The sequence below is a fragment of the Jiella avicenniae genome (genome assembly GCF_021390325.1).
Lineage (GTDB): Bacteria > Pseudomonadota > Alphaproteobacteria > Rhizobiales > Rhizobiaceae > Jiella > Jiella avicenniae.
Window position 1 is genome coordinate 100119 of the sequence record NZ_JAJUWU010000008.1, and the last position, 14718, is coordinate 114836.

Annotated in this window: 13 protein-coding genes; 9 read left to right on the forward strand and 4 right to left on the reverse strand. The window is 67.3% G+C overall.

Translation table 11 applies throughout. The annotated features are described in order from the left end of the window. Positions 1–593 precede the first annotated feature (593 nt). On the forward strand, positions 594–1958 hold the full coding sequence (locus tag LZD57_RS09450; protein ID WP_420844779.1) for a nucleotide sugar dehydrogenase: 1365 nt from the start codon (positions 594–596) through the stop codon (positions 1956–1958). 28 nt (positions 1959–1986) lie between these two features. On the opposite strand, the gene LZD57_RS09455 is transcribed toward LZD57_RS09450, so the two are convergent. Further along, complete coding sequence (locus LZD57_RS09455; RefSeq protein WP_233719371.1) at positions 1987–2550, reverse strand: polysaccharide biosynthesis/export family protein; 564 nt, start codon at positions 2548–2550, stop codon at positions 1987–1989. Between the two features lie 288 nt (positions 2551–2838). Between LZD57_RS09455 and LZD57_RS09460 the strand changes: the two genes are divergently transcribed. Further along, the gene (locus tag LZD57_RS09460) at positions 2839–3558 is read left to right on the forward strand and encodes a hypothetical protein (RefSeq protein ID WP_233719372.1); all 720 of its coding nucleotides are present in this window, start codon (positions 2839–2841) and stop codon (positions 3556–3558) included. 13 nt (positions 3559–3571) lie between these two features. Here LZD57_RS09460 and LZD57_RS09465 read toward each other — a convergent pair whose 3' ends face one another. Further along, on the reverse strand, positions 3572–3781 hold the full coding sequence (locus LZD57_RS09465; RefSeq protein ID WP_233719373.1) for a DUF2842 domain-containing protein: 210 nt from the start codon (positions 3779–3781) through the stop codon (positions 3572–3574). A 120-nt stretch (positions 3782–3901) separates the two neighbouring features. Here LZD57_RS09465 and LZD57_RS09470 point away from each other — a divergent pair, with 120 nt between their 5' ends. After that, a complete protein-coding gene (locus LZD57_RS09470; RefSeq protein WP_233719374.1) occupies positions 3902–5035 on the forward strand; it encodes a COX15/CtaA family protein in 1134 nt (377 codons plus the stop codon). A 323-nt stretch (positions 5036–5358) separates the two neighbouring features. On the opposite strand, the gene LZD57_RS09475 is transcribed toward LZD57_RS09470, so the two are convergent. Further along, positions 5359–5901: a formaldehyde-activating enzyme gene (locus LZD57_RS09475; RefSeq protein WP_233719375.1), complete on the reverse strand. Its 543-nt coding sequence runs from the start codon at positions 5899–5901 to the stop codon at positions 5359–5361. Between the two features lie 286 nt (positions 5902–6187). Here LZD57_RS09475 and LZD57_RS09480 point away from each other — a divergent pair, with 286 nt between their 5' ends. The 3 genes from LZD57_RS09480 to LZD57_RS09490 all read left to right on the forward strand — a co-directional run bounded on the left by LZD57_RS09480 (position 6188) and on the right by LZD57_RS09490 (position 7694). Then, on the forward strand, positions 6188–6949 hold the full coding sequence (locus LZD57_RS09480; RefSeq protein ID WP_233719376.1) for a dienelactone hydrolase family protein: 762 nt from the start codon (positions 6188–6190) through the stop codon (positions 6947–6949). 169 nt (positions 6950–7118) lie between these two features. Then, positions 7119–7385: a type II toxin-antitoxin system ParD family antitoxin gene (locus LZD57_RS09485; protein WP_233719377.1), complete on the forward strand. Its 267-nt coding sequence runs from the start codon at positions 7119–7121 to the stop codon at positions 7383–7385. Between the two features lie 6 nt (positions 7386–7391). After that, on the forward strand, positions 7392–7694 hold the full coding sequence (locus tag LZD57_RS09490) for a type II toxin-antitoxin system RelE/ParE family toxin (protein WP_233719378.1): 303 nt from the start codon (positions 7392–7394) through the stop codon (positions 7692–7694). A gap of 25 nt (positions 7695–7719) precedes the next feature. Here the strand turns inward: LZD57_RS09490 and argC are convergent, their stop codons facing one another. Next, positions 7720–8775 carry an N-acetyl-gamma-glutamyl-phosphate reductase gene (gene argC, locus LZD57_RS09495; protein WP_233719379.1) on the reverse strand — a complete coding sequence of 352 codons (1056 nt, stop codon included), beginning with the start codon at positions 8773–8775 and terminating at the stop codon, positions 7720–7722. A 245-nt stretch (positions 8776–9020) separates the two neighbouring features. On the opposite strand from argC, the gene LZD57_RS09500 reads away from it, so the two are divergent. From LZD57_RS09500 to LZD57_RS09510, 3 genes are read left to right on the forward strand one after another with little or no spacing between them, the layout of a single operon-like run. Continuing rightward, positions 9021–9770: an ImuA family protein gene (locus LZD57_RS09500; protein WP_233719380.1), complete on the forward strand. Its 750-nt coding sequence runs from the start codon at positions 9021–9023 to the stop codon at positions 9768–9770. Continuing rightward, complete coding sequence (locus LZD57_RS09505; protein WP_233719381.1) at positions 9679–11226, forward strand: Y-family DNA polymerase; 1548 nt, start codon at positions 9679–9681, stop codon at positions 11224–11226. Before LZD57_RS09500 ends, LZD57_RS09505 begins: the two co-directional genes overlap by 92 nt. Then, the gene (locus LZD57_RS09510; protein ID WP_233719382.1) at positions 11223–14651 is read left to right on the forward strand and encodes an error-prone DNA polymerase; all 3429 of its coding nucleotides are present in this window, start codon (positions 11223–11225) and stop codon (positions 14649–14651) included. The genes LZD57_RS09505 and LZD57_RS09510 overlap by 4 nt, the downstream gene beginning before the upstream one ends. Positions 14652–14718: the final 67 nt, after the last annotated feature.

Here is a 14718-nt window from a genome sequence, read left to right on the forward strand (position 1 = left end):
CTTGTCCCTGCAACATCCACACGTCTCATCCCGGTCCAGCGGTCAGCGGATTGCGCGGCCCATCGACCGTGCAGACTGGGGGGAGGCATCAAAACCTCGTCATCCCGGGCTTGACCCGGGATCCATTCCAAATCGTTGCCGTCGTTGCGGCGGCCGTTCCCAACGCATTGTTTTATCTGCACCGAACAGGCCGATTCACCGCTGATGAACGGATCCCGGCTCGGGGGCCGGGATGACGAAGCTTCAAGCTTGGCGACCATTCCTCCATGCCGAGGAAGTCCGCCCAAATGTGTGAATATCGTGGGGCTCGTCCCGAGGATCTACCGCGGGATGATCGTAGGGCTGTCCGCGGGCCAAAGAGCGTCCTGTGAGGATTTTGCTGTGGCGGCGGCGGTGGATCCTCGGAACGAGCCCGAGGATGACAAAGTTTCAAGCGGTTCGGCTTATCCGGAGCGATAACGTCAGGGAGCGCGGTATTCCCACGGCTCGCTGCCGCGATGTCCGCCGCTCCGCCCTTGCCGCCGGCCCCCGAATTGCGCCAGTGAGGGCTGAAACCGTCCGGGCCGGACGAAGGCGCTTGCTGGAGCTTGCCGATGCAGACCGAAGAAACATCCGCACTCGATGCCATGGCCTCCGCCTTCGTCCGCCGCGTCGAAGCGCGCGAGGCCGTCGTCGCGATCATCGGCCTCGGCTATGTCGGCCTGCCGCTGCTGCTCGCCTTTCACAAGCGCGGGTTTCGAACGGCCGGCTTCGACATCGACCCGGAAAAGATCGAGAAGCTCGAGGCGGGGCGCTCCTACATCCATCACATCGCGCCGGAGCGGATCGCCGAACTCGTCGGTTCCGGCCGTTGCCGGCTGACGACGGACTATTCGCGCCTGTCCGAGGTCGATGCGATCCTCATCTGCGTGCCGACGCCGCTGACGACCTATCGCGATCCCGACATGAGTTTCGTCGTCGCGACCGCCGAGGCGATCGCTCCGCATCTTCGGCCCGGGCAGCTCGTGACGCTCGAATCGACGACCTATCCGATGACCAGCGAGGATCTGCTCGCCGCCATCCTCGAACGCGGTTCCGGCCTGAAGGCCGGGCGGGACTTCGCCATCGCCTATTCGCCCGAGCGGGAAGACCCCGGCAATCCCGATTTCGACACCACCACCATTCCGAAGGTCGTCGGCGCCGATCAGGTGCCGGCCGGCGACATGGCCGAGGCGCTCTACGCGCCGGTCGCGAGCCGGGTGGTGCGCGTGCCGTCGATGCGCACCGCCGAGGCCGTGAAGCTCACGGAGAACGTCTTTCGCGCCGTCAACATCGCCCTCGTCAACGAGCTGAAGGTGATCTTCGACCAGATGGGCATCGACGTCTTCGAGGTGATCGACGCGGCCAAGACCAAGCCCTTCGGCTTCATGCCCTTCTATCCCGGCCCCGGCATCGGCGGCCACTGCATCCCGGTCGATCCGTTCTATCTGACCTGGAAGGCACGGGAATTCGGCATCCATACCCGCTTCATCGAGCTTGCCGGCGAGATCAACTCGGCGATGCCGCAATGGGTCGTCGCGCGGCTCGTCGAGGCCTTGTCGGACCGCCTGGAAAAGCCGATCCGCGGCGCCCGCATCCTCGTCGTCGGCCTCGCCTACAAGAAGAACGTCGACGACCTGCGCGAGAGCCCGTCGCTGGTTCTCATGGAGATGCTGCAGGAGCGCGGCGCCGTCGTCGACTATTACGACCCGTACGTGCCGGTGATGCGGCGGACGCGCAAGCACGGCGAGCTCGAAGGGCGCTGCTCGGTCGCCTGGGACGAGGAGGAACTCGCCCGCTACGACGCGGCGCTGATCGCCACCGATCACGACGGCATCGACTTCGAGGCGCTGGTGCGCCGGGTTCCGCTGGTCGTCGACAGCCGCGGCGCCACGAGGTCGCTGTCACCGGAGCTTCAGGCGCGGGTCGTCAGGGCCTGAGGCGCGACCAAACCGCGACCGCGATGCCTCAGAACCAGCGCTCGCGGACATAGACCGTGTCGCCCGGCATGACCGGATCGGAAGGCAGAGCGCGATCGGTGGTCACCTGGCCGCCGCTCTTGCGGGTGACGTCGACGGTCCCCTGTTCGGCGCGCGGCGAGAAGCCGCCGGCGACGGCGACGGCATTCTGGACGGTCATGCCGGGCACATACTGGTATTGCCCGCCATTCGCGACCTCGCCCATGATGAAGAAGGGGCGATACTGGTCGACCTCGACGGTGACGTCCGGCTTGTTGAGATAGCCGTCGGCGAGGCGCTGGGTGATTTCCTCCTGCACCTGATCGGGGGTGCGGCCGCGGGCCGGCACCTCGCCGACCAGCGGGAATGCGACGAAGCCGGCCTTGTCGACATTGTAGGCGTTGGTCAGCCCTTCCTCGCCGAAGACGGTGACTTTCAGCCGGTCGCCGCTGTCCAGCCGATAGGGCTGGGCGAGGCTGCGATGAAACGCGTCCGGCGCCGGTTGATAGGAGGCGCAGGCCGGAAGGAGGGTCAGGGCCGAAACGGCGAGAATTGCCAGCCGCAGATGTTTCATGAAGCTCTTGCCCGATAAGCCGCCGCCCCGTCGCGACCGCATGCGGCCATTATGAATTCCTTAGGGTTAACCGACGGTAAACTCCGACCGATCTGGCTTCCCCGCCCGCAACTTAACCTCACGGTTACGCCGCGGGACTAGGGTCGGGCCAACCTGATGCGCTCGTCTGGAGTTCGCGCTCGAAGGGTCGCCGGCATGGTTCACGGCGGCAAGGCCGGTTCGGCCTTGCCGTGCGGCGCCGGTCATCCATCCGCCGATCTCTCCGGACGGCCCTGCCGGAGAGATGCGATGACGATCGAGCAGTCCCGAGACGCCCGGTACGACTTCGAGGGGGTGCGAGCTGCAGCCTCCAGCCACGGCCCGGACCTCGCCGACCGCGAGCGTTCCTCGAAAGCCGGCGCCCCCGGCCGGGCCGCGAGCGGCGAGGCGGGCGAGCAGATCGCCACCGCGAGCGAACTCGCCACCGCCATCCAGGCGACGGACATCGTTCGCATCGTCGTTCTCTCGACGCACCGCGAATTCGGCAGCTTCGGCGGGCTGGAGCTTGCCCGGCGGCTGTCGAGCGCCCACCGCGGGACGGTGCTGATCGACCTGACGCCGGATGGCTCGATCGGCGGGCGGATGAGCCTGCCGCCGGACTCGCTCGGCTATGCCGATCTTCTGTCCGGCGGGGCCGGGCTCGCCGACATCATCTACCGCGACCACTACACGTCGACGCACTTCGTTCCGGCCGGCGGCTTCGAAATGGAGAAAGCCGAGGAGGCCGATCTCGCCCATCTCGGCCATGTCCTCGACGCCTTCGCCGAGGCCTACGACTACACCGTCGTCGAGGCCGATCCGCTCGACATTCCCGAACTCCCGGCACTGCTCGACGAGACCACTGCCGTGGTGATCGCGGGCCTGCCGCATATCGACGACCGGATGATCGACGTCGCCGACGATCTGCGCATGATCGGCATCGAGGACATCGTCTTCATGCCGATGGTCCGGCGCCAGAACGAGGGCTGACGAAACCGCCGGTTCAACGCTTCGGTTTCGCCTCCATCCAGCGGATGAGGAGCATCGCCGGCACGACCCAGAGAATGCCGGTGAAGAAGAAATAGAGAAGGTGGACCCAGCCGCTGGCATCGGCGAGATGCAGCGAGGCGTAGGCGGTCGCGAGGACGGCGTAGACCACGACGAGGACGATCAGGGCGATCGTGCCGATGAATTTCTTCAGCCTGATCGGCATCGTTGCTCCTGCCCCTTGCTGCGGGTCCGCTCGACATCTGCCGACATTCACGGCTTTGCGACCATGGGGCCCGCGGCTCGTTCTTGATCGCGGCCGGCTTTGGGTGCAAAGCCCTCGTCCATGAGCACCCTTGCCTATAGCCTCGAACACGAGCCCGCAACCGGCAGAGAACGCGACAGAAGGGCCGTGCGCGTCTGGCTCTATGCCGTCGCGCTGGTCGTCTTCGCCCTCGTCCTCGTCGGCGGGGCGACGCGCCTCACCGAATCCGGCCTGTCGATCACCGAATGGAAGCCGATCCACGGGGTGATCCCGCCGCTGTCGACCGCCGAGTGGCAGGAGGAGTTCGAACTCTACAAGAAGATCCCGCAATACGAACAGATCAATCGCGGGATGAGCCTCGACGGCTTCAAGACCATCTACTGGTGGGAGTGGAGCCACCGGCTGCTCGCCCGCGGCGTCGGCTTCGTCTTCGCTTTGCCGCTCGTCGTCTTCTGGCTGAGCGGGCGGCTCGAGCCGTTCCTGAAGCCGCGCCTCGTCGGCCTTCTCGGACTCGGCGGCCTGCAGGGGGCGATCGGCTGGTGGATGGTCGCCTCGGGCCTCGCGGAGCGGACCGAGGTCAGCCAGTACCGGCTCGCCACCCATCTGACGATCGCCTGCATCATCTTCGCCGCGACGCTCTGGGTGGCCCGCGGCCTGGTGCCGCGACCGGCGGCCGGGCGGGCGCCCGGCCTGTCGCGCCGGCTGGCGCTCGGCATCGTCGCCCTGACGCTCGTCCAGATCTATCTCGGCGGCCTCGTCGCCGGCCTGCGCGCCGGCCTCATCTACAACACCTGGCCGCTGATGGACGGGGCGCTGGTGCCGAGCGGCCTCCTGTCGATCGAACCGGTCTGGCGGAACTTCTTCGAAAGCCACCTGACGGTGCAGTTCGTCCATCGCTGCGGCGCCTATCTGCTTTTGACCGTCACCTTCGTTCACGCGCTGCTTCTCTGGCGTGCGGCGCCGAGGACGCGCGAGGCCGGCGGTGCCATGATCCTCGCCATTGCCGTGCTCGCCCAAGCGGGCATCGGCGTCGCGACGCTGCTGATGGTCGTGCCCATCGACCTCGCCCTGATGCATCAGGCGGGCGGTCTGATCGTCCTGGCGACGGCGGTGATCCACGCCAGGAGCCTCTATGGGGGGTATCCGGCCGCGGTCGTCGAACGGGCGGCGAGCGGCGGTTCGGGCAAGGCGTGGCAGCGTTCACGAGCCCCATAGATGCGACTCTGGCGGCGGGGTCGCTCTGCTCGAACCGGCGGGTGAACGCGGGCCTGATCCATTGAAGCTTCGTCATCCTCGGGCTTGTCCCGAGGATCTACCGCCGCTGTCGCTCCAAGATCTTTACCGACGCTCTTCTGCCCGCGGACGGGCCGATGATCCAACCGCAGGAGATCCTCGGGACAAGCCCGAGGATGACGCCGCGGAGCCGTCAGCGGCTGAAACAAGTCAACGTTCGTACGAGAAACCGCGTCGTCGGTCTTTGCCTCGGCGTTTCACACCAAGAAGCGTGAGTGGAGGGGACGGGGCGCTCGCCCACGTCCTCACTCGTAATCGACGACGCCGTCGAGCGCGTAGTGCTTGACGTTTCTGCGGTTGGCGATCAGCGTCTCGACGCTCGGTTCGCCCTTCATGGCTCTGGCGATGGCGAGCTTGGTCGCCTCGTAGTTCGTCCGGTAGAGATCGGCCTGGTCGAGTTCGGCATGGTCGGCGCAGCGCGGATCGAGCCAGATCATGACGATCATGCAGATCTCGTCGGCCATCGCCTCGGGCAGCGTGCCGTCGATCAGGCAGTCGACGATGGCGTCGCCCGTCGCCGCCTGGACGACGCCGCCGAGGAGTTCGACATAGGCAAGGGACTGGATCGTCGCCTTGGTGGTCATCATCGTCGCCGGGCGGACCATCTGGTTGATGTCGCGGACGACGAACATTCGGGTGTGGCCCTGCACCTGGCCCATCATCCCGGCGAAAGCCTGGCCGACCGGCCCCCTGACCGAGCCGATCAGGACCTCCGGCATGGCATCGGTGAATTGCCCCTCGGCGGCGAGCACCGTCGCCTCGCCGGTGCGGAACCAGATCTCGTTCATCGCGCGTCGCCTTTCGGATCGCAAATCGTTCGCCGAGAGCGATGCGACAGTTCGGCGCCGAACGCAATCGTCGCGATGAGCCAGAACCGGGCCAACGCGTCGAAGCGCCACCTTCGTGAGCCTTTGCGGGACGACCGCGGGAGAGCCGGACGGTCGATAGCTCCCGATCACGGGCGGTTGCACGAAGCTTTGAACGGCATCCTGCCCGAAACGGGGTCCCGCCGCTCGCCAGACGCCGCACATCCCTTACCCTTGAGCGCGAAGACGTCTCAGAGGAGGGCTCAGCATGACCACGACCGCCAAACTCGCATTCGGGGCCGCGCTCTGCGCCGTGGTTGCCGGGCCGGCCATGGCCGGGGAATCGGTGACCTATCAGGCGGCCGGCGCCGATTACGAGGGCTATTACGCCCCGGCGAGCGGCGAGGCGAAGGGGCTCGTCCTCGTCATCCACGACTGGGACGGGCTGACCGACTACGAGAAGAAGCGGGCCGACATGCTCGCCGAACTCGGCTACGACGCCTTCGCCCTCGACCTGTTCGGCAAGGGCAACAGGCCGGAAAGCATGGACGCGCGAAAGGCCGAAACGGGCAAGCTCTATGGCGACCGGGAGGCGATGCTGACCCGCGTCAGCGCCGGTCTGGCCGAGGCGCGCGAGCAGTCGGGCGAGAGCGAAGCCGTCGTCATGGGCTATTGCTTCGGCGGGGCAGGGGTTCTCGAACTCGCGCGGTCCGGCAAGGCCGAGAACGTCGCCGGCTACGCCACCTTCCACGGCACGCTGGCGACGCCGGACGGCCAGAGCTACCCGGACGGCACCGCGCCGATCCTCATCGCCCAAGGCGGCGGCGACACTTCGGTGACGCCGAGCGAGGCCTTCGAACTCTCCAAGACGCTGGAGGACAAGGGCATCACCTACGAACTCGAGGTCTATTCCGGCGCGCCGCATGCCTTCACCGTGTTCGGCTCGGACCGCTATCGCGAGGTGGCGGACGAGGAATCGTGGGAGGCGTTCCAGAGCTTCATGGAGCGATATCTGGGCAAGGAGGGCTGAGACCCATCCGTTTTTTTTGGTCAGTTGAAAACCGCCGGCCTGCCAGACCCGATGGGCCGGCGAAGTCTCAGGAGAAGATGCCCGAGCTTGAAACGCGATCTCGCGCTATGGTGAAGCGCCAGACGATGAACTATTTTCGTTGCGCGTTTTCTCGAAATCCAGGTGTTTCATGTCTGAGATCACGATCAAGTTGTCGGAAGAAATGGAGGGTTTCATCCGGCAGAAACTGGCCTCGGGAGAATACGCCAATTCCAACGAAGTGATCGAGGAGGGACTGAGAGCTCTCGATCGCCGAGAAGATGATTTGGAGCAATGGCTTCAGGACGAAGTCGTCCCGACATATGATCGTATGAAGAGTGACCCGTCACGCGGCATTTCGGCGGCAGAAGTCAGAAGCGAACTTGCGAAAAGGCGCGGTCCCGGCAACACCCGTTGATCCACCATGCGTGCGCTCATCTTCTCGCCCGAAGCGACAGAGCATTTGGGCACGATCGAAAGTTATATTACATCTCGAAGTTCAGTGGAGACGGCGGCGAATTTCGTAAACTCGATCATCGCGTATTGCGAAGGGCTGCCGCAGTTTCCCGAGCGTGGAAGAGCGAGAAACGATCTTCGGCCGGGCCTGCGCCTGGTCGGGTTTCGTCGACGGGTGACGATCGCCTTCTCGGTCGATCCGGAGATGGTCATCATCCTCGGTGTCTACTGGGGTGGCCGCGATGTCGAATATTGGCTCGGCGACCGTTAGGTCGAAGCCGTCGACCCGTCTCCGATCACGGAAACAGCGGCAGCTGCTCGATGCCCGTGGTCTCCTCGATCCCATAGGCGACGTTGAAGTTCTGCACCGCCTGGCCGGCGGAGCCCTTCACCAGATTGTCCAGCGTCGAGATGACGATCGCCCGGCCGGGGATGCGGTCGGGGATGACGTTGACGACGACGTAGTTCGAGCCGCGCACCATCTGGGTCTGGGGCAGGACGCCCTCTTCGGCGACGGTGACGAAAGGCTCGTCCCGATAAGTCTCGACGAGCTGGTCGCGGAGATCCTCGGCCGTCGTCTCGGCGGCGAGCTTGACGTAGCTGGTGCACAGCTCTCCCCGGCTCATCGGGATGAGATGCGGGGTGAAGTTGACCCGCAGGTCGGCGATGCCGGCGGCAAGGCCCACCTCCTGCTCGATCTCCGCCATGTGCCGGTGCTTGCCGACGGAATAGGGCGAGAGGCCCTCGCCGGCCTCGCAGAACAGCGTGTTCTCCTTCAGCCCGCGGCCGGCGCCGGAAACGCCCGACTTCGCGTCGATGACGATGTCGGAGGCATCGATCAGCCGGGCCCGCGCCAGCGGGATCAGCGACAGGAGCACCGCCGTCGGATAGCAGCCCGGGCAGGCGATCAGCCGGGCATCGCGGATTTCGTCGCGATAGACCTCGGTGAGGCCGTAGACGGCCTCCGGCTGGATGTCGGTCGCGCTATGTTCGACATTGTACCATTCCTGATAGACCGCCGGATCGCGCAGGCGGAAATCCGCCGACATGTCGATGATCTTCACGTTCGGGTGGCTGGCGAAGATCTCGCGGGTGATCGTGTGGGTGGTGCCGTGCGGCAGGCCGCAGAAGACCGCGTCGACGGAGCCCCAGTCGGCTTCCTCGACGGTGACGAGATCGGGCAGATCGACATGGGCGAAATGCTTGAAGACGGCCCGCATCGGCTTGCCGGCATGGCTGTTGGCGGTCAGCGCCGCGATCTCCATGTTCGGGTGGCGCAGGGCGAGGCGCACCAGATCCGCGCCCGTATAGCCGCTGGCGCCGAGAACGCCGATCCTGATCTTGTCAGCCATGTCCGTCTCCATGGTTTGGCGGACCTTCGCTTCCTCGTGAAGCGGCCGCCCGGCAGTCGAGGCGGGGTTTAAAGCATTTCCTCCCGGCGTCCAGTGGGGGCGCCCGATGGCGAGGCCGAGAGGTCGCTTCGGCGAAGGCGGCCACAAATCTAATCGCTTGACTCACTGCCGGAAGCTCATAGAACAAAAGTGGAACAAAACACCGGTCCCGGAGTCCAGTCGAAGTGTCGTCCGCAGTTGCCCCCATGACTGCCATAGAGTCATTGCGCGCCCGGATCGAACGGATCGAGGGCGGCCGCCGGCGTGCGAAATCGGCACTTTCCTTCGGTCTCGAGGCGCTGGACGAGCGGCTGCCCGACAAAGGTCTGGCGCGCGGCGTCCTGCACGAAATCGCCGGCGGCGGCCGGACGGCGGGCGACGGGCCGGCGGCGGCGCTGTTTGCCGCAGGGATCGCCGCGCGCACCAGGGGCAAGGTGCTGTGGTGCCTGTCGCGGCCGGATCTCTTCGCCCCGGCGCTCGCCCAGGTGGGGCTTCTGCCGGACCGAGTGATCTATGTCGAGGCGCGGGACGAGAAGACCGTCCTCGCCTGCATGGAGGAGGGGCTCGCCCATGGCGGCCCGGCGGTGGTCGTCGGCGAGGCGGCGCGCCTGTCGATGACCGCCTCGCGGCGTCTCAATCTGGCGGCCGAAAAGACCGGCGCCATCGCCCTTTGCCTGCGCCGCTGGTCGCGGCCGAACGATGCCGCCGAATTCGGCCGGCCGACGGCCGCCGCCACACGCTGGCGCATCTCCGCTCTGCCCGCCGCGCCCCTGCCGGTTCCCGGCGTCGGGCGGGCGCGCTGGCGGGTGGAACTCATCCGATCCCGTGGCGGCGAAACCGTCAATCTCGAACTGGAGGCCTGCGATGCGTCGGGTCGTCTCGCTTTTCCTTCCGACCTTTCCGACCGATCGGCTGCGCCGCCTGTGGAGCGGCCCCGCCGCCGGGCGAGCGCCTGAGAACGGGGCGACCGTCGACCTGCCGCTGGTTCTCCTCGGGCGGGAAAAGAACCGCCGCGTGGTGGTTGCGGCCGACGGCCTCGCGCGGGGGCAGGGGCTGCGCGTCGGCATGGCGGCTGCCAGAGCGACGGCCGCGGTCGCAGAGCTCGACGTCGAGGAGCACGATCCGGCGGCCGATGCCGAGGCGCTGGAAAGGCTGGCTCTGTGGGTGCTGGAGCGCTTTTCGCCGATCGTCGCCGTCGACGGGACGGACGGCATCGTCGTCGATTCCAAAGGCGCCGACCATCTCCACGGCGGCGAGGCGGCGATGCTGAAGAGCCTCGTCGGGCGATTCGCGGTGGCCGGCATCTCGGCCCGCGCCGCCGTCGCCGATACGTGGGGCGCCGCCCATGCGCTGGCCCGCCATGGCGCCGAGCCCGTCTTCGTCGCGCCGCCCAAGCATGGGGCCGCGATCCTGAAGCCCTTGCCGGTCGAGGCGCTGCGGCTGTCTTCCGAAACGTCGGAGGCCCTGCGCGATCTCGGCTTTTCCACCATCGGCGATCTTTCGAACACGCCGCGCGCGCCGCTGGCGCTCCGCTTCGGCGAGGCGCTGACCCGCCGGATCGATCAGGCGGTCGGCCGGCGCTCCGAACCGATCGAGCCGCTGCGCCCGGCCGAAAGCATCGTCGCCAGCCGCAACTTCGCCGAGCCGATCGGCGCGGCCGAAACGATCGCCCGCCATCTCGGCAAGCTGGTGGTGACGCTCTGCGCCGAACTCGAGGAAAAAGGCCTCGGCGTGCGCCGGCTCGATCTCCTCTGCCGCCGGGTGGACGATCGCATCGAGGCGGTGCGGGTTTCGACGGCGCGGCCGGTGCGCGACGTCGGCCGGCTCACCCGGCTTCTCTGCGACAGGATCGAGACGATTGCGCCGGGTTTCGGCATCGAGAAAATGACGCTCGTCGCCACCCTGGCCGAGCCCCTGGCGCCGACCCAGAAGCTCGCATCCCTGACCGACGAGATCCTGCCCGACGTTGCGAGCCTGGTCGACGTGATCGCCAACCGGGTGGGCGAGGAGCGGCTCTACCGTCTGGCGCCGGTCGAAAGCGACGTGCCGGAGCGCTCGGTGCGGCGCATTCCGCCGCTCGCCCCGGAGACCGGCGAAAGCTGGCGGCGCGACTGGCCGCGGCCTGCCCGGCTGCTGAGGCGGCCCGAGCCGATCGAGACCCTGGCGCTTCTGCCCGATCATCCGCCGGCCTCCTTCACCTGGCGGGGCGTCCGCCGCCGGGTGCGCGCCGCCGACGGTCCGGAGCGGATCTTCGGCGAATGGTGGAAGCGCGATGAGGAGCTCTCCGCCGTCCGCGACTATTTCCAGGTCGAGGCGGAGGACGGCGAGCGCTTCTGGATCTTCCGGTCGGGCGACGGCGAAGCGATGGAGACCGGCTCGCAGCGCTGGTTCCTCCACGGTCTGTTCGGATGAGCGGCGCGGTCCGCACGCTGCGTGGTCCCAAGGCCGGTCCGGCCTATGCGGAATTGCAGGTCACGACGAATTTCAGCTTCCTGCGCGGCGCCTCCTCGGCGGAGGAACTCTTCGCCACGGCGGCGCTGATGGGCCTCGACGCGCTCGCCGTCGCCGACCGCAATTCGCTCGCCGGCATGGTGCGAGCCCACGAGGCGGCCAAGGCGACCGGCGTCAGGCTCATCGTCGGTTGCCGGCTGGATCTTTCAGGCAGCCTGCCGGTTCTCGTCTATCCGACGAATCTTCCGGCCTATTCCCGCCTCTGCCGCCTCCTGTCTCGCGGCAAGAGCAGGGCCGGCAAGGGCAAGTGCGATCTCGAATGGGCTGATCTCGAAGAGCATCGGGAGGGGCTGATCGCCGTGCTCCTTCCGGGCCCTGCCGATGCGGACTGCGCCCGTCAGGCCGAGAGGCTCGCCGCCACCTTCGCAGACCGGGCCTATCTGGCGCTCACTCTCTTCCGCCGCCCCGGCGACCGGCTGCGGCTCGAGGCCCTGTCGGATCTCGCGGCAAGGGCGGGCGTGGCGACGGTCGTCACCAACGACGTCCTGTTTCACGAACCCGGCCGGCGCATCCTGCAGGACGTCGTCACCGCGATCCGCCACAACGTCACCATCGACCAATTGGGCTTTCGCCGCGAGCGCCATGCCGACCGGCATCTGAAACCGCCGCAGGAGATGCACCGGCTGTTTTCGCGATACCCGGACGCTCTGGCGCGCACGATCGAGATCGCGGAACGCTGCCGCTTCTCCATGGACGAGATCGCCTACCAGTATCCAGAAGAGCGGGACGATCCGGCGCTCACCCCGCAACAGACGCTGGAGCGGCTGACATGGGAGGGCGCGGCGCAGCGCTATCCGGACGGATTGCCGGACAAGGTGCGGGCGAGCCTTGCCCACGAACTCGCACTGATCGGCCGGCTGAACTACGCTCCCTATTTCCTGACGGTGAATTCCATCGTCCGTTTCGCCCGGTCCGAAGACATCCTGTGCCAGGGCCGCGGCTCGGCGGCGAACTCGGCGGTCTGCTACGTCCTCGGCATCACCGCCATCGATCCGGTCCGCTCCGATCTCCTGTTCGAGCGCTTCGTCTCGGAAGAGCGCCGAGAGCCGCCGGACATCGACGTCGATTTCGAGCACGAGCGGCGCGAGATCGTCATTCAGTGGATCTTCGACACCTATGGCCGCGACCGCGCGGCGCTGTGTTCGACGGTCATCCGCTACCGCACCAAGGGGGCGCTGCGCGACGTCGGCAAGGCCCTCGGCCTGCCTGAAGATCTGATCGCCCAGGTCTCCGGCCAGGTCTGGGGCTGGTCGGAGGGGCCGGTCGATCCGGAGCATCTGAAGGAACTGAACCTCAACCTGTCGGACCGGCGGCTGCGGATGACGCTGGAGCTTGCCGGCCAGCTGCGGGGCTTTCCGCGCCATCTCTCCCAGCATCCGGGCGGCTTCGTCCTCACCAACCAGCGGCTCGACGACCTCGTGCCGATCGAGCCGGCGGCGATGGACGACCGGCAGGTGATCGAATGGGACAAGGACGACATCGACAGCCTGAAATTCATGAAGGTCGACGTGTTGGCGCTGGGCATGCTGTCCTGCATGAAGCGCGGCCTGGATCTCCTGAAAGCGCACAAGCAGATCGACTACGACCTGGCGACGATTCCGGCCGAAGACCAGAAGACCTATGCGATGATCCGCAGGGCCGATACGCTCGGCACCTTCCAGATCGAATCGCGCGCCCAGATGTCGATGCTGCCGCGCCTGAAACCGAGAACCTATTACGACCTCGTCATTCAGGTGGCGATCGTGCGGCCCGGCCCGATCCAGGGCGACATGGTGCATCCCTATCTGCGCCGCCGGGAGGGCAAGGAGAAGGTGAACTATCCCAAGCCCGAGCTGGAAAAGGTGCTCGGCAAGACCCTCGGCGTGCCGCTGTTTCAGGAGCAGGCGATGCGGGTCGCGATCGAATGCGCCGGCTTCACGCCGGGCGAGGCGGACCAGCTGCGCAAGTCCATGGCGACCTTCAAGTTCACCGGCGGCGTCTCGGCCTTCCGCGACAAGCTCGTCGCCGGCATGATGAAGAACGGCTACGAGAAGGACTTCGCCGAGCGCACCTTCCGCCAGCTCGAAGGCTTCGGCTCCTACGGCTTTCCGGAAAGCCACGCCGCCTCCTTCGCCCTCGTCGCCTATGCCTCGTCCTGGCTGAAATGCTGGCACCCGGACGTCTTCTGCGCGGCGCTCCTGAACGCCCAGCCGATGGGCTTCTACGCGCCCGCCCAGATCGTCCGCGACGCCAAAGACCACGGAGTCGGGATCCGGCCCGTCTCGGTGAACCACTCCCGCTGGGACTGTACGCTGGAGCATGAGGAGGATGCCCCGCACGGCGGTTCGGACGACCGCGCGAGCGAGGATCGAGGACGCCCGCCGGAAGACGGAAGCTGCGATCGCCATCTCCCCGTCAGGCTCGGCCTGCGCATGGTCAAGGGCCTCGCCAACCGGGACGCCGCGGCGATCGTCGCCGCCCGGGGCGAGACGCCGTTCGCGTCGGTGGAAGATCTCTGGCGCCGGGCGGGCGTGCCGGTCGCCGCGCTGGCGCGGCTCGCCGAGGCGGACGCCTTCGAGGCCGCGCTGGGGCTGTCGCGGCGCGAGGCGCTCTGGGCGATCAGGGCGCTGAGAGACGAGCCGCTGCCGCTGTTCGCCGCTGCCGGCAAGGCGGCTGCACGACAGGCGGAGGAGGGGGAGGGGGCGACATTGCCGGAGACGGTATCAGCCGCGGCAACGACGCCCGAACTGATCGAGCCGGAGGTGACGCTTCGCAAGATGGCGGCGGGCGGCGAGGTGGTCGGCGACTATCGCCATGTCGGCCTGTCGCTCCGCGCCCACCCGGTGTCGTTCCTGAGGCCGGACCTGTCGAAGCGCCGCATCGTCCCTTGTGCCATGGCGATGGCGAGCCGCGACGGACGCTGGCTGGAGGCGGCGGGCCTCGTCCTTGTGCGTCAGCGGCCCGGCAGCGCCAAGGGCGTCATGTTCATCACCATGGAGGACGAGAGCGGCATCGCCAATCTCGTCGTTTGGCCGAAGACCTTCGAGAAATTCCGCCGCATCGTGCTGACGGCGTCGATGCTGGCCGCCCATGGCCGCATCCAGCGCGAAGGCGAGGTGGTGCATCTCGTCGTTCACAGGCTGACGGATCTGTCTGCCGCTCTGGCCGGCATCGGCGAGCGGGAGGCGCCGTTTCCGCTGCCGCACGGCCGTGGCGACGAGTTCCACCACGGCCCGCCGTCGCCCGATCCGCGCGACCAGCCGCCGCGCGCCATGCGCACGCGGGACATCTACATCCCGGACCTCCACCTCGACACGATCAAGGTGAAGGCGCGGAATTTCCGGTAGGCGGCGCATGGATCCCGCCGCGCCCGAACGCCTCGCTGCCGAGCGAGGCCGGGTCACACCCGGACGC